The sequence below is a fragment of the Anaerosalibacter massiliensis genome, from assembly GCF_024623155.1.
GTDB lineage: Bacteria > Bacillota > Clostridia > Tissierellales > Sporanaerobacteraceae > Anaerosalibacter > Anaerosalibacter massiliensis.
In genome coordinates, this window is record NZ_JANJZL010000002.1 from 414,150 (window position 1) to 431,690 (window position 17,541).

General features: G+C 30.6%; 17 protein-coding genes. All 17 read right to left on the reverse strand.

All coding sequences use genetic code 11. From position 1 onward, the window contains the following. Nucleotides 1–58: 58 nt before the first annotated feature. Entirely contained in the window at nucleotides 59–1,456 is a 1,398-nt protein-coding gene (locus tag NSA23_RS05060) for a membrane protein (RefSeq protein ID WP_042679475.1), read from the reverse strand. Between the two features lie 77 nt (nucleotides 1,457–1,533). Then, nucleotides 1,534–3,225: a Na+/H+ antiporter NhaC family protein gene (locus NSA23_RS05065; protein ID WP_042679477.1), complete on the reverse strand. Its 1,692-nt coding sequence runs from the start codon at nucleotides 3,223–3,225 to the stop codon at nucleotides 1,534–1,536. A 28-nt stretch (nucleotides 3,226–3,253) separates the two neighbouring features. After that, nucleotides 3,254–4,018: a serine hydrolase gene (locus NSA23_RS05070; RefSeq protein WP_042679479.1), complete on the reverse strand. Its 765-nt coding sequence runs from the start codon at nucleotides 4,016–4,018 to the stop codon at nucleotides 3,254–3,256. A 193-nt stretch (nucleotides 4,019–4,211) separates the two neighbouring features. Beyond that, nucleotides 4,212–4,826, reverse strand: a complete 615-nt coding sequence (locus tag NSA23_RS05075; RefSeq protein WP_042679481.1) for a phosphatase PAP2 family protein — start codon at nucleotides 4,824–4,826, stop codon at nucleotides 4,212–4,214. Between the two features lie 125 nt (nucleotides 4,827–4,951). Next, nucleotides 4,952–6,379 carry a dihydrolipoyl dehydrogenase gene (gene lpdA, locus NSA23_RS05080; RefSeq protein WP_042679483.1) on the reverse strand — a complete coding sequence of 476 codons (1,428 nt, stop codon included), beginning with the start codon at nucleotides 6,377–6,379 and terminating at the stop codon, nucleotides 4,952–4,954. A gap of 10 nt (nucleotides 6,380–6,389) precedes the next feature. Further along, nucleotides 6,390–7,844, reverse strand: coding sequence for an aminomethyl-transferring glycine dehydrogenase subunit GcvPB (gcvPB, locus tag NSA23_RS05085; protein ID WP_042679485.1), 1,455 nt, complete (start codon nucleotides 7,842–7,844; stop codon nucleotides 6,390–6,392). Beyond that, nucleotides 7,841–9,187: an aminomethyl-transferring glycine dehydrogenase subunit GcvPA gene (gcvPA, locus tag NSA23_RS05090; protein WP_042679489.1), complete on the reverse strand. Its 1,347-nt coding sequence runs from the start codon at nucleotides 9,185–9,187 to the stop codon at nucleotides 7,841–7,843. The genes gcvPB and gcvPA overlap by 4 nt, the downstream gene beginning before the upstream one ends. Nucleotides 9,188–9,190: 3 nt before the next feature. Further along, complete coding sequence (gene gcvH / locus NSA23_RS05095; protein ID WP_042679490.1) at nucleotides 9,191–9,574, reverse strand: glycine cleavage system protein GcvH; 384 nt, start codon at nucleotides 9,572–9,574, stop codon at nucleotides 9,191–9,193. A gap of 14 nt (nucleotides 9,575–9,588) precedes the next feature. Continuing rightward, the gene (gene gcvT, locus NSA23_RS05100) at nucleotides 9,589–10,677 is read right to left on the reverse strand and encodes a glycine cleavage system aminomethyltransferase GcvT (RefSeq protein WP_257490291.1); all 1,089 of its coding nucleotides are present in this window, start codon (nucleotides 10,675–10,677) and stop codon (nucleotides 9,589–9,591) included. 106 nt (nucleotides 10,678–10,783) lie between these two features. Beyond that, a complete protein-coding gene (locus NSA23_RS05105; protein ID WP_042679495.1) occupies nucleotides 10,784–12,241 on the reverse strand; it encodes a 4Fe-4S dicluster domain-containing protein in 1,458 nt (485 codons plus the stop codon). A 224-nt stretch (nucleotides 12,242–12,465) separates the two neighbouring features. Then, nucleotides 12,466–13,194 (reverse strand): N-acetylmuramoyl-L-alanine amidase CwlD, encoded by a 729-nt coding sequence (gene cwlD / locus NSA23_RS05110; RefSeq protein ID WP_042679497.1) that lies wholly within the window; start codon nucleotides 13,192–13,194, stop codon nucleotides 12,466–12,468. 107 nt (nucleotides 13,195–13,301) lie between these two features. Beyond that, on the reverse strand, nucleotides 13,302–13,694 hold the full coding sequence (gene rpsI / locus NSA23_RS05115; protein WP_042679499.1) for a 30S ribosomal protein S9: 393 nt from the start codon (nucleotides 13,692–13,694) through the stop codon (nucleotides 13,302–13,304). Between the two features lie 24 nt (nucleotides 13,695–13,718). Next, complete coding sequence (gene rplM / locus NSA23_RS05120; protein ID WP_042679501.1) at nucleotides 13,719–14,147, reverse strand: 50S ribosomal protein L13; 429 nt, start codon at nucleotides 14,145–14,147, stop codon at nucleotides 13,719–13,721. Between the two features lie 128 nt (nucleotides 14,148–14,275). Further along, entirely contained in the window at nucleotides 14,276–15,013 is a 738-nt protein-coding gene (gene truA, locus NSA23_RS05125; RefSeq protein ID WP_042679503.1) for a tRNA pseudouridine(38-40) synthase TruA, read from the reverse strand. Nucleotides 15,014–15,023: 10 nt separating this feature from the next. Beyond that, nucleotides 15,024–15,821, reverse strand: coding sequence for an energy-coupling factor transporter transmembrane component T family protein (locus tag NSA23_RS05130; protein ID WP_042679504.1), 798 nt, complete (start codon nucleotides 15,819–15,821; stop codon nucleotides 15,024–15,026). Next, a complete protein-coding gene (locus tag NSA23_RS05135; protein WP_042679506.1) occupies nucleotides 15,814–16,677 on the reverse strand; it encodes an energy-coupling factor transporter ATPase in 864 nt (287 codons plus the stop codon). Before NSA23_RS05135 ends, NSA23_RS05130 begins: the two co-directional genes overlap by 8 nt. Next, nucleotides 16,674–17,504 carry an energy-coupling factor transporter ATPase gene (locus tag NSA23_RS05140; protein WP_042679508.1) on the reverse strand — a complete coding sequence of 277 codons (831 nt, stop codon included), beginning with the start codon at nucleotides 17,502–17,504 and terminating at the stop codon, nucleotides 16,674–16,676. The genes NSA23_RS05135 and NSA23_RS05140 overlap by 4 nt, the downstream gene beginning before the upstream one ends. Nucleotides 17,505–17,541 lie beyond the last annotated feature (37 nt).

A 17,541-nucleotide genomic window follows, 5' to 3' on the forward strand; every position in this document is an offset into this window, starting at 1 on the left:
TATTTGCTTAATTCTCAAAAAGAAGCATTTACTTCTTAACAATGCAAATAATTAAAATTTATATCATAAATATTCCCACTATTGTTGTAACCATGAGTCCAACAATTACAGGAACAAAATTTCTTCTTGCTAGTTCAAAAGGATCTACATCACATATGGCTGCTACAGGAATTAATGCCCAAGGTACTAGCGTTCCTCCACCTACCCATATAGCTGATATTTGACCTAAAGCCGTTAGTACTGCAGTTCCTTTTCCTATGGCAGTACCAAATAATCTTGCTACTGAACCAGCTAGGGATATTCCAGAAAATCCCGATCCATCTAATCCTGTTATCCCTCCTACTACGATCAAAGTTATAGATCCAACTGCTGGACTTAAAGGTACTGAATTTGCTAAAGCAATACCCAAATCATTTACTAAACCTTGAGAATTGGAAGGTAGAAAATCGCCAAATACTTCTATAAATCCATCAGAACCTAGATAGAAAAAAGCTGCTACTGGTATAACTGGTCCAAACACCTTAAAACCAAATTGAAGCCCATCTACTAAATATAGAGTAATCTTTTCTATAGCTTTATTCTTGTGAGCTTTTATAGATACTATAATTAATATAAATATTGCTGTTCCTCCAATTAAAGCTGTAGCATCTTCTCCTTGAAGATTAGCTCTGATCATAATAATTATATCCATTAAAAATATTATGGGAATTAGTATGGCAAATACTTTTTTAGATTTCAAAGATATTATGTCTACATAGTCCTCATTATCTTTAATAACTTTTTCCCTCTTTTCATCTCCAACTTTAATAATTCCCCTTTTTAAATCTCTCTTTAAAAATATAAAAGCTAGAACTGTAGTTACTATTCCCATTATTAAAATCAGTGGAATGCTTGCTGATATAACTTCCGAAATAGGAAGACTTGCTGCATCAGATGTTAATTTAGGAGCACCTTGTATAACAAAGTCACTAGAAAGAGCTATCCCATGTCCAAATAAATTCATAGCCACAGCTACTCCTATAGCAGGAAGACCTACTTCAATAGCAACTGGCAATAATACTATACCAATTAGCGCCACTGCTGGTGAAGGCCAAAAAAACCAAGAAATTATCATCATAAGTATTCCTATTATCCAATAAGCTAAACTAGGAGTTTTAATAAGTTTAGTAAAAGGTAATATCATTATTTGATTAATTCCTGTTTTAGTTAATATATTGCTCATTCCTACTATAACAGATATTATTAGGATGGTTCCAATAAGTTCTACTATAGCATATATAAAACTATTGAATATACCCATTACCGATTCTGATAAGGAGTGAGTGGAAACAAAGCCTAATACAAATATACCTAAAATACATACAAGGCTAGTATCTCTTTTAGCTATCATAAATCCTAATATTGCAAAAATAAATAATAAATATATCCAATGTAGTAAATTTAATTCTACCAACATAAGTGTTCCCTCCTCTAAAATTATTAGTTAGCTATACTATCTTAATATGTTAAAGAGGAGGGATTGGTTAATTTATTTTATATTTTCTCTTTAATATCTCCAATATATTTTCTTGGCACTGGCTTCCCTATAAATCTAACTATTCCATATATAATAGCAAATCCTATTAAAAGTCCACCTAATGCTCCTATACCTGTAAATCCTACAATAAGATAGCAAATTGAACCTACAATAGCCGATGTTAAAGCATAAGGCATCTGAGTTTTTACATGATCTAAATGATCTCCTCCAGACAATGTAGAAGCCATAATAGTTGTATCTGAAATTGGTGAACAATGATCTCCAAATATAGCTCCTGATAGTACAGTACTCAATGTAACAATAAGCATATCAGGATGTCCACCCTTTAATACAAAGCTATTAGCTAAAGGCACAGCTAGTGGAATCATTATAGCCATAGTTCCATAAGCGGTACCTGTAGCAAAAGATATTAATCCAGAAATCATAAATACTATGACTGGTAATATTGCAAATGGAAGTTTTTCTGGCACTATACCAACTAGAAACTTTGCAGTTCCCACTGACTTTATTACATCTCCTAATGACCAAGCAAGTATAAGTATCATACAAGCCATAAGCATAGACTTTCCACCTTCAACCCAAGCATCAAAGGCTTCATTTAAACTAAGTATTTTTTGTGATACTCCCATGAATATTGCTACTATGCTTGCAGTGATACTTGCCCAAAGAAGTGCAGCACTAGAATCTGCAGCTCCAAAACAATGTCTAAGTCCTGCTAAACTAAAAGGATTTACATCTACATCTAAATTTAAGTACCCATTATACCAAAGTCCAATAAAAGCAACCAATATTAATATAACTATTGGAACTACTGCATTTAGAACTTTAAGTTCTATATCCTTTCTTATTTCCATATTTTCTAATTCTCCACTAGCCATAGGTTTAGCTGTATCAGATAAAAGTTTTCCTGTTGTTCTAGCTCTTATTTCTGCTTCATACATTGGTCCAAAATCCCTAGATTGAAAAATGACCATAAGACATAAAAACAATGTAAATAAATTATAAAAACTATATGGAATCATTCTTAGAAATACACTATAATAATTTTCTTGAATTCCTATACTTTCAAACACATTTTTAATTAATCCTACCTCATATCCTACCCAAGTAGATATAAGAGCAATTCCTACTACTGGAGCTGAAGATGCATCTAATACGAAAGAAAATTTCTCCTTTGATACTTTCATTCTGTCTGATAATGGTCTCATTGTAGAACCTGCTATTAGTACATTTGCATAGTCATCAAAAAACATGAGTACTGCTAAAATCCAAGTGGCTAATTGTGCCCCTACTGCTGTTTTAACTTTTTTAGATAAATATTCAGCAATGGCTATAGTTCCGCCCATTTTATTAATTACTCCTATCATTCCACCTATCGCTATTGGAAATATAATTATTGCGGCATTTCCTGGATCTCCTAAAGAGCCTACTATGTATTCATCAAGAGTTCTTAAAAATCCATAAAAAGGATTCCATCCATTAACTATAGTAGCTCCTATAAATACACCTAAAAATAAAGATAATAATACCTGTTTTGTAAGAAAGGCAAGTACTATAGCAACTATGGAAGGTAGTAATGAAAACCATCCAAAATGTTCAACTTGTTGAATATTCTCTTTTGCAAATGCAGGTAATGAAATAAGTATTGAAAATACCACTATAAGTATTAAAAAATTTTTCTTATTCATTTTTAGTTCTACCCCTTTCCATATTAGACTATTTTATAGATTCTTCGTAGCAAATAAATGCCATTTTTCTTAGTAAATCTTCTGCCTTTATTACATCTATATTGTTTGAAGCAAAACAGAAAATAAATGGTTTTTTACTGTATACAATTCCTACATCATGAGTAATACCACAATCTTCTCCTGTTTTATGTCCAATTTCTATATTTTGGGGGAGTAAATATGGCATCTTATGATTTAATCTTTGAAGCTTTAATATCCTTTCTATTTCTTTACTAATACTTTTTGAAATAATTTCTCCATCATAAATTTTTTCAAGTAAATAGCCTATTTCATAGGGAGTTATATAGTTTTCTATTCCTTCATTTTGTGCCTTTGCATCAAATAAAAGTCTATTTATTTTAGAATTATTACAGCCTAAATCTTTTAATGTATTATTTATATTCTCCATTCCTAACATATCAACAAGCATATTTGTAGCAGTATTGTCACTATGTATTATCATTAAAGTATATAAATCTTCAATAGTTACTTCTAAATCATCATGCATATAGGTTAATGCACCACAGGATGGAACTTTATATTTCTTCAAAACCTTTACTTTATGATCTTTATTTATATTTCCATTCTCTACTTGCTTTAATGTTTCAACTAATACTGGAATCTTTATTACACTTGCTGCTATAAATAGTTGATTCTCGTTAAAAGATATAACTTTTTTACTTTTTATATCTTTATAATAGAAACCAATATCTCCTGGAATATCTTTGCATAATTTAATAAGATCTTCCTTCATAAATATCACTCCTTGCTTTTTTTGTATTATATATTTGCAATAAACATGCCATGATAAAATATCTATTTACCATGGCATGTTTAAACTATTTTCCGCTTTTTAGGAATGTATTTATTCTTATCTTTAAACCTTTAAGTATTCTTTAACAATTAAAAGTTAGTCCCTATTCTGGGAGTATTTCCTGAAATACGGATTAATTTACTTGTCTTTTATGTATATCTTTTATAATTATATGGACTAAAAATCCCATTACATACCCTGCTATTACATCTGTAGGCCAGTGTACTCCTAAGTAAATTCTGCTAAATCCTATAAGACCTATAAGTAAAAAATTTAATACCCAAATAAATGTATTTTTACCCTTTTTATTTTCTAAAAAAAGATAAGTCATAGTAGTATAAAAGGCCATAGATACCATAGAATGTCCACTAGGAAAACTATATCCTGTCTGTTCAATTAAGAAATATTTTAAAGGTCTTGTTCTAACAAATATATTTTTTAATATGGCATTTACTAAATAAGTTCCTATAATTGATGAAAAAAGTGGAAACATTCCTTCATAGTATTTATTCTTATAGAAGAAAAACAAAAGTACTAATCCTATACCAAAAAAGAATTTAGAAGAACCCAAGAAGGTAATTACCTTCATAATATTAGTCATTGTTTCACTAGGATTTTCATGAACTCTTTCCATTATTTTTTCATCAAACAATATTCCACCTTGACTATCTTTCACAAGTACTGCAATACTAAAAAAAACTATGAAAATAAGACTCATTGCTATAATCTCTAGCGTATTCTTTTTCATATCTATTCCTCCAATGTTTATTTTATTCTATTACAAGTTTTATTTTATTCTATTACAAATTTTTTATAATATAAAAGGCAAGGATTTTTATATTATAAATCACTTGCCTTAATAAATCAAATTTTTTATTTTTTTCTCTTTCTTTTTTTCTTCTTTCTTGGTGGTGCCATATGAATAGCTTGCCCTTCTAAACCTAATGTTGCTTCATAAAATGCCTCACTTAAAGTTGGGTGAGCATGAATAGTTTTTCCTATGTCCTCAACACTTAAATCATTAGAGATGGCTAATGCTCCTTCGTGGATTAGATCATTGGCGTGAGGACCTATGATATGGACTCCAATTATTTTATTTTTTTCATCTGCCAATACTTTAATCAGTCCTTCTCCTTGTCCTAAAGTCAAAGCTTTTCCATTGGCTCCAAATAGGAATTTACTAACTTTATAATCAATATTTTTTTCTTTTGCCTCTTCTTCTGTAAGACCTACATCAGCTACTTCTGGTATTGAAAATACGCAGTTTGGATATATGTCTAAATTGATCTCAGATTCAATGCCCATTATCTTTTCTATTATATATATAGCTTGGCTAGAAGCTACATGAGCTAGTTGGATTCCTACATCATTTACATCTCCTGCTGCATATATTCCTTCTATATTTGTTTCAAAGTTTTCATCTACAACAATACCTTTTTCACTATATTTAATCCCTAACTTATCCAAGCCCAATCCTTCAACTAATGGACCTCTTCCAGAAGCTATTAATACTTTATCTCCTACTACTTCTATTTCTTCATCTTTCTTTTTATACTTTGCTACTACTCTTAGCTTATCCCCTTCTTTAACAATCTCCTTAGCTCTAATATCCATGTAAACATCTATACCTTGTTTTTTCAAAAGGGGAGTTATTCTTCTTGAAATTTCTTTATCTGCATTTTTAAGCATTCTTGAAGCTAAAAGAATAACATTAGAACCTAATCCATTATATATACTTGCAAATTCTACACCTATAACCCCTGCACCTACTACAATTAGTGTTTCTGGGACTTCTTCCATTTCAAGTAAATCATCACTAGTTATGACCCCATCTAAATCTACACCTTTTGTTTCAGTCATAGTAGGCTTAGAACCAGTAGCAATAATGATATTGTCTACAATTATCTCTCTTTCATCATTATTTTTTAATTTAACTGAAACTGTATTTTTATCCTTGAGACTTGCTCTTCCATCAATATATTCAATATTTTTATAGGAAGATATAAGTTTCTCTATACCTTTTACTAATTGATTTACAACTTCATTTTTTCTTTCTTGAAGTCTTTTTCCATCTAAGCTATAATTAGCTACTGTTATACCAAATTCTTCACTATTTTTTAAATCTGTCATTATTTCTGCATTTCTAAAATAAGTTTTAGTAGGGATACAGCCTCTATTGAGGCATGTTCCCCCTAAATCTCTATCTTCAATTAAATATATATTTGCCTCCAATTGTGCTCCTCTAATAGCTGCTACATAACCTGCAGGGCCAGCACCTATTATTGCTATATTTTTTTCCAAATAAAAACACCTACCCTTCGTACTTTAATACTGGCTTCCTTGCTGCTTTTGTTTCATCTATTCTCCTTACTGGAGTATTGTGAGGTGCTTCTTTTACTATTTCTGGATTCTCTATAGCTTCCTTTGCAATTTGCTTCAAAACATTTGCAAATTTATCTAATGTTTCTTTACTTTCTGTTTCTGTTGGTTCAATCATTAGTGCTTCATTTATAATAAGTGGGAAGTAAACTGTTGGAGGATGAAATCCAAAATCTAGAAGTCTTTTAGCTATATCTAATGTTTTAACTTCTAAATTTTCTTCTTTCAATCCACCTAGTACAAATTCATGTTTATATATAGTATCTATTGGAAGATAATAATCATCTCTTAACAATGACATTACATAATTAGAGTTCAATACTGCTATTTCACTAGCTTTCTTTAGACCATCTTTACCCATAGTTAAAATATAACTGTAAGTTTTAACTAATACACCAAAATGTCCATAAAAATCTTTAACCTTTCCTATAGTGTTTGGATAATCATAATTTAAGAAATATCTATTTTCATCTTTTTCAACAACTGGCACTGGTAGATATTCAATAAGACTTTTCTTAACTCCTACAGGTCCACTACCTGGTCCTCCACCACCATGAGGTGTTGATAAAGTTTTGTGCAAATTTAAATGTACTACATCAAATCCCATATCTCCAGGTCTAGTTATACCCATAATAGCATTTGCATTGGCTCCATCATAATATAAAAGGCCACCACAGCTATGAACTAAATCTGCAATTTCTTTTATATCTTTCTCAAACAATCCTAATGTATTTGGATTTGTAAGCATAAGTCCTGCAATTTCATCACTTAATACATTCTTTAAGCTTTCAATATCTACAGTTCCTTCTTCAGTAGATTTCACCTCTAATGTATCAAATCCTGCCATAGCCGCACTAGCTGGATTGGTACCATGAGCTGAATCAGGTACTATTATTTTAGTTCTTTTAGTATCTCCTCGTTTTTCATGATAAGCTTTTATAAGCATTAAACCTGTAAGTTCCCCATGAGCTCCCGCAGCTGGTTGTAAGGTCATTTTATCCATCCCAGTTAATTCACAAAGTGCTTCGTCTAGCTCATGCATAAGCTTTAATGCTCCTTGCACTGTTTCTTCTGGTTGATAAGGATGGATATTTGCAAATCCATCTAGTCTTGCCATATTTTCATTAATCTTTGGATTATATTTCATAGTACAAGAACCTAACGGATAGAAACCTGTATCTACTCCATAATTTTTATTTGATAAATTTGTATAATGTCTTATTACTTCTACTTCACTTACTTCTGGAAAGTCTAATTCTTCATCCCTTAAATATTCTTCAGGAACAAATTCTTTCAAGTCTACTTCTTCTACATCCATTTTTGGAAGTTTATAAGCTGTTCTTCCTTCTTTTGAAAGTTCAAATATCAATTTATTATATTCTCTCATATTATCCCCTCCAATACACTTACCAATTTATCAATCTCTTCTTTACTCCTCTTTTCTGTTACGCAATATAAAATTCCGTTTTCATATTGGGGATAATTCTCGTCTAATATAAAACCACCTAAAACATTTTCTTTTAATAGTTCATCATTTATTTTTTCTCCTGGCATATTGCTAGTTATTGCAAATTCTTTGAAGAAAGGCTTATTAAATAACGGCTTATATTTTCCTGTAGCTATCATTTTATCATAGGCATAATGAGCTTTAGCTATACTTTGGGTAGCTACTTCCTTAAGGCCCTTCTTACCTAATGTAACCATATATACTACACTTGCTAGTACATTTAATCCTTGATTTGTACATATATTTGACGTAGCTTTATCTCTTCTTATATGTTGTTCTCTAGCTTGAAGTGTAAGTACAAAAGCTCTCTTGCCGTCTACATCTGTAGACTCTCCTACAATTCTTCCAGGTAACTTTCTCATATGTTTTTTCTTTGTGGCTATGAATCCTAAATAAGGTCCCCCATAGCTTAATGGAATACCTAATGATTGACCTTCTCCTACAACTATATCAGCACCTAATTCTCCAGGAGATTTTAAAATTCCTAAAGATATAGGATCAGTACTTACTATAAACATAGTTTTCTTTACTTTATGGACCATTTCTTCAATAGATTTTATATCTTCAATTATTCCAAAGAAATTTGGACTTTGAACTATTACTGCCGCGGTATTTTTATTTATATTTTCTTTTAATTGTTCTAAATTTGTAACTCCATCTGATTCATCTATTTCAATCACTTTAAAACCTTGTGTATGAGCATAAGTTTTTAATACTTTTCTTGACTCAGGATGTACAGTCTTTGAAACTATTATCTCTTCTTTTCTGCTTATATTTACTGCCATGATAGATGCTTCACCTATTGCTGAACCTCCATCATATAAGGATGCATTTGATACATCCATGCCAGTCAGCCTAGATATTAAAGTTTGATACTCAAATATATATTGTAAAGTTCCTTGACTTATTTCTGCTTGATATGGTGTATAGGAAGTATAAAATTCGCTTCTGGATATTATATGATCCACTATGGAAGGTATATAGTGGTCATAAGCTCCTGCTCCTAAGAAACATGTAAGATCATTTATAGATTTGTTTTTTGAGGAAAGTTTTGTAATGTATTTTTCAACTTCTAGTTCTGACATAGATTCCTTTAAATTTAACTCTCTACCCAGTTGCACTTCCTTTGGAATATCACTAAATAGCTCTTCTATAGAGTCAACCCCTATAGACTCTAGCATTTTCTTTTCATCATCACTAGTGTTAGGAATGTATGGATACATACATTATTCCTCCTCTTCTAAGAACTTTTCATACTCTCCGCTATTCATTAATTCATCTAGCTGAGATTTATCCTCCAATTCCACTGCAATCATCCAACTTTCATAAGGGTCTTCATTTACAAGACTTGGATCATCCTCCAAATCTTCATTGATTTCCAATACTCTTCCATCCACAGGAATATAAATATCTGCTGCAGCTTTAACAGATTCCACAACTGCAAATGCCTCTTCCATTTCAAATTCATCATCTACTTCTGGCAATTCTACATAAACTATATCTCCTAATGCATCTTGGGCATAATCTGTAATTCCTATATATGCCTTATCTTCTTCTACCTTTAGCCATTCATGATCATTTGTATAAAGTAAATCTTCTAAAATCTTCATTTTATATACCTCCCTTATCTTTTATAAAACCTTTTATTTATTATTTCAGCCTTGACAGGCTTATTCCTTATAATGATATCAATTTCATTTCCAATTTCAGTTTCAGCTATATCTATTAGAGCCATTCCAATATTTTTCTTTAAAGTTGGTGAAAAATATCCAGTAGTTACATGGCCTATTTTATTTCCATTTTTATGAATTTCATAGTTTTCTCTAGGTACACCTCTGCCTTTAAGTTCAAATCCTACTACTTTTCTACTCAAATTTTTATCTTGCTTTTCCAATACTTCTTTCCCTATAAAGTCCTCTTTATTTAATTTGACAAAGAACTTTAAATCTCCTTCTAATGGAGAAATATTTTCTGATATTTCATGTCCATATAGCGGAAGACCCGCTTCAAATCTCAATGTATCTCTGCATCCTAATCCTGTAGGTGCGATACCATATTTTTCTCCCACTTCTAGTATACTATTCCAAACTTTTTTTATGTCTTCACTAGATGTATATATTTCAAATCCATCTTCTCCAGTATATCCTGTTCTGGAAACTAAAGCTTTTACATCTGCTATTATTATATCTTTTTTAAAAGAAAAAGGTTTTATTTCTGATAAATCTTCTTCTGTTAATTCATTTAGTATTTTTTCTGACAATGGTCCTTGCAAAGCAACTTCTCCAATTTGATCAGAAACGTTTTCAATTATTATGTTAAAATTCTTTTTATTGTCAATCATCCATTTAAAATCTTTATCTGTGTTTGCTGCATTTGGTACCAACATATATTCATCTTCATCTATTTTGTAAACTAAAAGATCATCAACTACTCCTCCATCTGGATAGCATAGAAATGTATATATTATTCGATTCTTAGTAAGTTTTGATAGGTCGTTGGTAAAAATATATTGTAGATATTCTAATGCATCTTTACCCTTTACTATTATTTCTCCCATATGAGTAACATCAAATATGCCTGCCGCTGTTCTAACTGCCTTATGCTCTTTCATAATGCCCTCATATTGGACTGGTAAGGCCCAGCCTGCATAATCTACTACTTTTCCCCCTAGCTTTACATGCTCATCATATAATGGGGTCTTTTTTAACTCCATATATTCCAACTCCTTTCTTAATACATACTTTTTTATAGATATACCCTTTAAAACTTTAATTAAACAATTTTTAAATAATAGGAAGCTAGGACTAGCTTCCTATTATTTATTTTCTGTCTAAATTTATATCCTTTAGTTCAATCTTCTTTAAAGAACCTTCTATATCCTCTTCAAAAGCTAATTCTCCATATTTATCTACTTCTTTTTTATCCTTTGGTCCATGATTAAGACTGGCTGGTCCTGCAATACACCCCCCTTCACATGCCATTCCTTCAATAAAGTTTCCATTCAACCTATTTACATTTGCCATCTTTAAAGCTCTATCACATTCTTTAATACCATTACATTTCACTGGTTTTAAATCAATGTCTATTTTTTCTGCTTCAACTACATGCTCAACTGCTTCTGTAACTCCGCCACTTCTGGCAAATATTCTTCCATAATAAGAAGCATTGTTCAATTCTCCAATATTGCAATTTTCTAAATCTACTTCTAGTGCATCTAACATAGCTGCCAATTCTTCAAAAGTTAGTACATAATCTATATCATCTTTCAATTCTTCTTCTAATGCCTCAGCCTTTTTAGCTACACAAGGTCCTATAAATACTACCTTGGCTTTTGGATCTCTAGCTTTTATAAGTCTTGATATGGCAATCATAGGAGAAACTGTATTTGATATTTTGTCTTCTAACTTTGGATAGTTTTTCTTTACATAGGATACAAAAGCTGGACAACATGATGTAGTAACAAGCTTCTTTTCTCCTATTGTATCTGCAACTTCTTTTGCCTCATGGAGTGCAACCATATCTGCTCCAAGAGCTACTTCTACTACATCATAAAATCCTAGTTTTTTTACCCCACATATTACTTGTTCAATACTTGCATAAGTAAATTGGTTTGCTATAGCTGGTGCTATAGCTGCATATACATGAATATCTTTATTTTCTTTTGATTCCTTTAAAATAGATACTACATCTGTAATATAAGATTTATCCATTATGGCTCCAAAAGGACATTGGGTGATACATGCTCCACACTGTATACATTTTTCATCATCTATAACTGCTTTTCTTCTGTCATCAAAAGATATAGCTCCTGCACTACAAGCCCTTCTACATGGTCTCATAACATCTGCAATAGCATTGTAAGGACAAGCTTCTTTACATCTTCCACATTCAATGCATTTTTCTTGATTTATATAAGCTCTGCCTCCTACATGGTATATAGCTCCCCTTGGACAAGCCTCTGAACATCTATGGGCAAGGCAGCCTCTGCAAGCCTCTGTTATAAAAAATCTATTTATTGGACATTCGTCACAAGCTACATCTATTACTTCAATTATGCTTTTATTTTCTCTATTTCCACCCATTGCTAATTTAACTCTGTCTTTAGTAATTTCTCTTTCTTTATATATACAACATCTAGTACGTGGCTCTGGACCAGGATCTACAATATAAGGAATTATATCTATTTTTTCTTTTAAAGTTCCCTCCATAGCTAATCTCGCTACCTCTCTCAATACTTCATACTTAATAAGATGAACATCACTTTCAAATTTTCTCATTTTATTAGTTTCATCCCCTTTACTGTTTTTTATTACTACTTTTCATCCCATAAATATTAAATGTGTAAACTTGTCCAATAATTTATACTTGATAAAACTCTTTTATATCTTATAGAGAAATTTATAATTTAATAATATATATATAAGTATATATTATGTTATTTTTTTATCAAGAATTAATTATCTTTTTTCCTTAAAATTTTTTAATAAATTGTATTTTAGCTTTAATCAAAATTATGACCACTTTCAATTTCATTAAAATATTTAATTATTCCTGAATATATTGACCAAGCAATTTTTTCTTGATATTTTTCATCTTGGAGTAATTTCTCTTCTGTTGGATTTGAAAGAAAACCACATTCTACTAAAATGGAAGGGGCTTCCACCTCCCTTATTAAATAGACATCATCCCTTGATTGAGGAACTCTTTTATTGTCTTCATCTAAAATATTTCTAAGTTCTTTTTGGACCATATACGCTAATTTTTTGCTTTTTTCACAATTTTCCTTATAAAATGTTTGGGCTCCATAATATTTAGATTGAGGGAAACTATTTAAATGTATTGTTAAAAAAATATCACAATTGCTGTTATTTATTAATTCTTTTCTATTTTGTAAATCCTCGGTTTTCTTTTCTCTAATTGTTTTGGATTTTTCTGTATAGAGACCATCTTTATTATCCCTAGTTATAACCACAATTCCTCCACTTTGTTCTATTAGTCTTTTTAATTTCAAACTAATGGCTAAATTTATTTCATTTTCACTAGCTCCTCCCTTCCCTGAAGCCCCCAGATCTACTCCTCCATGTCCTGGGTCTATCCCTATTATTTTATTTCCTATGGGCAAATATGTTGTGATAGCTAGTTTGTTTTTAATAGTATTTAATACTATTATACATATTAATATGGACAGTAAAATATAAATATATTTTCTTTTAATATATATTATTTTCATAAATAGTTTCTTCCTCCTATATTTTTAAATATATTATTATATACTTGTCCATATTACAGAAAATAAAAAACACTGGAATTTCCAGTGTTTTATTATACTCACAGATATTATCTTTTTGAAAATTGTGGAGACTTTCTTGCTTTCTTAAGACCATATTTCTTTCTTTCTTTCATTCTTTGATCTCTTGTTAAGAAGCCTTCCTTCTTTAATACTGGTCTCATTTCTTCATCTGCATTAACTAATGCTCTAGCTATACCATGTCTTATAGCACCCGCTTGACCAGTATATCCGCCACCATGCACATTTACAAGTACATCATATTTATCTAATGTTTCAGTAACAGTAAGGGGTTCTCTAACAATAACCTTCAATGTATCATAATCAAAATATTCATCTAAATCTCTTTTATTAATAACTATTTTTCCAGAGCCAGGAATTAATCTAACTCTAGCAATAGCATTTTTTCTTCTACCTGTTCCAAGATATTGTACTTTAGCCACTTACAATCCTCCTTTCCTCAAAAACTAAAATTCATAAACTTCAGGTTTTTGAGCTTCATGATTATGTTCAGATCCACTATATACTTTCAATTTTCTAAACATTTGTCTGCCTAAACTATTTTTTGGAAGCATGCCTTTAACTGCTAATTCAATAACCTTTTCAGGTTTTTCTTTTACCATTCTATCATAAGATATTTCCTTCAATCCTCCTGGATATCCAGTATGATATCTATATTTTTTTTGTTCTAATTTCTTTCCAGTTAAAACAATCTTGTCTGCATTTATTACAATAACATGATCTCCAGTATCAACATGAGGTGTATATATAGGTTTATTTTTTCCACTAAGTATTTTACTTACTTCAGATGCAAGTCTTCCTAATACTTTTCCTTCAGCGTCTATTACATACCATTTTCTTTCAATTTCATTTGGTTTTGCCATGTAACTTTTCATCAATTTCCCTCCTTACTACAGAGTGTATAATATTTATATGATAAAATCCGGGGCTAGTGGATTTTAAATTCAAACACACTTATATATTTTAATACAAGGTGCCCAGCGTGTCAAGAACTATAGCCATATTAGTAACAAACTTTTTCTAAATATAATCCTTCCGCTGCTGCAGTATGTCCTGCATTTTTTCTATCCTTAGATTTTAATATATTAGGAATACTATCTGACTCAATTTTTCCTCTTCCAATATCTATCAATGTCCCTACTATAATCCTTACCATATTATATAAAAAGCCATCACCATATATTTCAAATTCTATAATATTGTTACAATTAGTTAAAGATATATAATATATATTCCTAATTGTATCTTTAATGCTGCTGCCTGAAGCCATGAAAGCTGCAAAATCATGTTTGCCAATAAAATAGTCCTTAGCTTTGTCCATGCTTTGAATATTAAGCTTATATGGTATATAATAGCTATAATTTCTAAAAATAGGACTTTTAACAGGAGCATTGTATATTAGATACTTATACTTTTTTCCTAATGCATCATATCTTGAATGGAAAAATTCTTCTACCTCTATTGATTCAACTATAGCAATATCTTCTGGAAGATATCTATTTATAGCATATTTAAATTTTTCTTCTGGAATTCTAGAATTTGTATTAAAATTTGCTACCTGTCCTCTTCCATGTACTCCCTTATCTGTTCTTCCGGCACCTATTATTGTGACTTTTTCATCTACTACCTTTTCAATAGCATTTTCTATTTCTTCCTGAATTGTATTATTAGTATTAGCTTGTTTTTGCCAACCAGAATAATTAGTCCCATCATATTCAATTGTTAATTTAATATTTCTCATATTATCCCTCTTATATATATCTAGTGGAAATTAAAATTCCAAAAAATATAGTCATAATAGTTATGACAATAAAATCTATCTTATCCATCTTTATTTCATTAAGTCTTGTTCTATGTTCCCCACCCCTATAGCATCTAGCCTCCATAGCCATAGCAAGTTCATCAGCCCTTCTAAAAGAATTTACAAACAACGGTACTAACAAGGGAACTAAATTTTTTGCCCTATTTAATATGTTTCCACTTTCAAAATCTGCTCCTCGAGCCATTTGAGCTTTCATGATTTTATCTGTTTCTTCTAATAGGGTAGGAATAAAACGTAGTGCTATAGTCATCATCATAGCCAATTCATGTGCAGGTAGTCCTATTATTTTTAGAGGATTTAATAACTTCTCAATGCCATCTGTCAATGATATAGGAGATGTAGTCAATGTAAGTAATGAAGTACCCATTATCAAAAATATTAGTCTAAGAGCCATGAATATAGCTTGATATAAGCCTTCTTCTGACACTGTAAGGGGCCCTATGCTAAATAGTTCTACTCCTTTAGTCATAAATGCATTTATAAAAAAAGTGATTATGATAATAAATCTTAATGGTTTTAATCCTTTAAATACATATTTAAATGGCACTTTTGAAAGTTTTATGACAGTTAATATAAATCCAAGGACTAATAAATATGGATAAAATTTATTTATAAAGAATAAAGAAATTATAAAAACAAATGTAATTAATATTTTCACTCTTGGATCTAATTTATGGACAATTGTATCTCCTGGAAAATATTGTCCTATGGTTATATCTTTAAGCATTGTCTCTTCTCCTTAAATAATTTAATAATTCCTCTTTGGCTTCATCTATAGTCAAAATATCATCTGACACTGAATGACCTTCTGATTTATACTTTTTCATGAAATAAGTTACTTGGGGAATACCAAGTCCTAAATCCTCTAATCTTTCCTGATTCTTAAATATTTCTCTAGGGGCTCCTTCCATAGCAATTTTACCTTTATGCATTACTACAATTTTATTTACTAGTTTAGCAATATCCTCCATACTATGAGAAACTAATATTATAGTCATATTTTCTTTTTCATATAAATTTTGAATTTCACCTAGTATTTCATCTCTACCTTTAGGATCAAGTCCTGCAGTAGGCTCATCTAATATTAAAACTTTTGGATTCATTGCTACTACTCCTGCTATAGCTACTCTCCTTTTCTGTCCTCCACTTAGTTCAAATGGAGATCTATCCTTTATTTTTTCAAAGTCTAATCCTACAAGTTCCATAGCTTTTTTAACTCTACTATCTACTTCAGTTTCATTTAATCCTAAATTTTTAGGTCCAAATGCTATATCTTTATATACCGTTTCTTCAAAAAGTTGATATTCTGGATATTGAAATACTAGCCCTACCTCTTGCCTAATTGCTCTTAGTTTAGTTTCTTTTTTAGTTATATCTATCCCATCAATTATGATTCTTCCCTCTGTTGGCCTAATTAAACCATTTAAATGTTGAACAAGAGTAGATTTGCCAGAGCCAGTATGGCCTATTAAGCCTACAAAGTCTCCCTTTTCTACTTCTAAATTTATATTATCTAAAGCCTTAGTTTCAAAAGGACTTTCCGGATTATATACATAGCTTAAATTTTCAATCTTAATCATCATAATGCCATCACCAATTCTTCAACTGTTAATATATCAGTAGGTAAATCTATACCTTCTTTTCTTAATTCATAAGCAAGTTCTGTTACTTGAGGTACATCTAACCCAATTTCTTTCATTTCTTTTACTTTGCTAAAAACTTCTTTTGGAGTACCTTGCATAACAATTTCTCCCTTTTCCATAACTACAATCCTATCAGCTTCTACTGCTTCTTCCATATAGTGGGTTATATGTACTATAGTCTTATTTTCTTCTTTATTCAATTTTTTAATAGTTTTCATAACTTCTTTTCTTCCTATTGGATCCAACATTGCAGTAGGTTCATCTAATATAATGCATTTTGGATTCATAGCAAGAACTCCAGCTATAGCTATACGCTGTTTCTGACCACCTGAAAGCAAATGTGGTGCATGATTTTTATATTCACTCATTTCTACAATTTCTAAGGATTTATCAACTCTTTTTCTTATTTCTCTAGGGTCTACTCCTTGATTTTCAGGTCCAAAAGCTACATCTTCTTCTACAATAGTAGCTACTAGTTGATTGTCTGGATTTTGGAATACCATTCCTGCAGTTTGTCTTATATCCCAAAGCTTTTCTTCATCTTTAGTATCCATTCCATTTACAAATACATTTCCACTAGTAGGCAATAGAAGAGCATTCATTAGCTTAGCTAATGTAGATTTTCCTGAGCCATTATGACCTAGTATAACTAAAAATTCTCCGCTATCTACTGTTAAATTTACATTTTTAAGAGCTGTGAAACTTTTTTCATCTATGGTTGAATATTTATAAGTAAGATTTTCTATATTTATCATTGTATTCGACATTTTTACCCCTCATTTTCAATGTATTTCCACTATTAAT

Bases quoted from the DNA above. Each gene is read 5' to 3' on its own strand.
- NSA23_RS05060 (WP_042679475.1), bottom strand. From the start codon at position 1,456: ATGTTGGTAGAATTAAATTTACTACATTGGATATATTTATTATTTATT.
- NSA23_RS05065 (WP_042679477.1), bottom strand. From the start codon at position 3,225: ATGAATAAGAAAAATTTTTTAATACTTATAGTGGTATTTTCAATACTT.
- NSA23_RS05070 (WP_042679479.1), bottom strand. From the start codon at position 4,018: ATGAAGGAAGATCTTATTAAATTATGCAAAGATATTCCAGGAGATATT.
- NSA23_RS05075 (WP_042679481.1), bottom strand. From the start codon at position 4,826: ATGAAAAAGAATACGCTAGAGATTATAGCAATGAGTCTTATTTTCATA.
- gcvPB (WP_042679485.1), bottom strand. From the start codon at position 7,844: ATGAGAGAATATAATAAATTGATATTTGAACTTTCAAAAGAAGGAAGA.
- gcvPA (WP_042679489.1), bottom strand. From the start codon at position 9,187: ATGTATCCATACATTCCTAACACTAGTGATGATGAAAAGAAAATGCTA.
- gcvH (WP_042679490.1), bottom strand. From the start codon at position 9,574: ATGAAGATTTTAGAAGATTTACTTTATACAAATGATCATGAATGGCTA.
- gcvT (WP_257490291.1), bottom strand. From the start codon at position 10,677: ATGGAGTTAAAAAAGACCCCATTATATGATGAGCATGTAAAGCTAGGG.
- NSA23_RS05105 (WP_042679495.1), bottom strand. From the start codon at position 12,241: ATGAGAAAATTTGAAAGTGATGTTCATCTTATTAAGTATGAAGTATTG.
- cwlD (WP_042679497.1), bottom strand. From the start codon at position 13,194: ATGAAAATAATATATATTAAAAGAAAATATATTTATATTTTACTGTCC.
- rplM (WP_042679501.1), bottom strand. From the start codon at position 14,147: ATGAAAAGTTACATGGCAAAACCAAATGAAATTGAAAGAAAATGGTAT.
- truA (WP_042679503.1), bottom strand. From the start codon at position 15,013: ATGAGAAATATTAAATTAACAATTGAATATGATGGGACTAATTATTCT.
- NSA23_RS05130 (WP_042679504.1), bottom strand. From the start codon at position 15,821: ATGCTTAAAGATATAACCATAGGACAATATTTTCCAGGAGATACAATT.
- NSA23_RS05135 (WP_042679506.1), bottom strand. From the start codon at position 16,677: ATGATGATTAAGATTGAAAATTTAAGCTATGTATATAATCCGGAAAGT.
- NSA23_RS05140 (WP_042679508.1), bottom strand. From the start codon at position 17,504: ATGTCGAATACAATGATAAATATAGAAAATCTTACTTATAAATATTCA.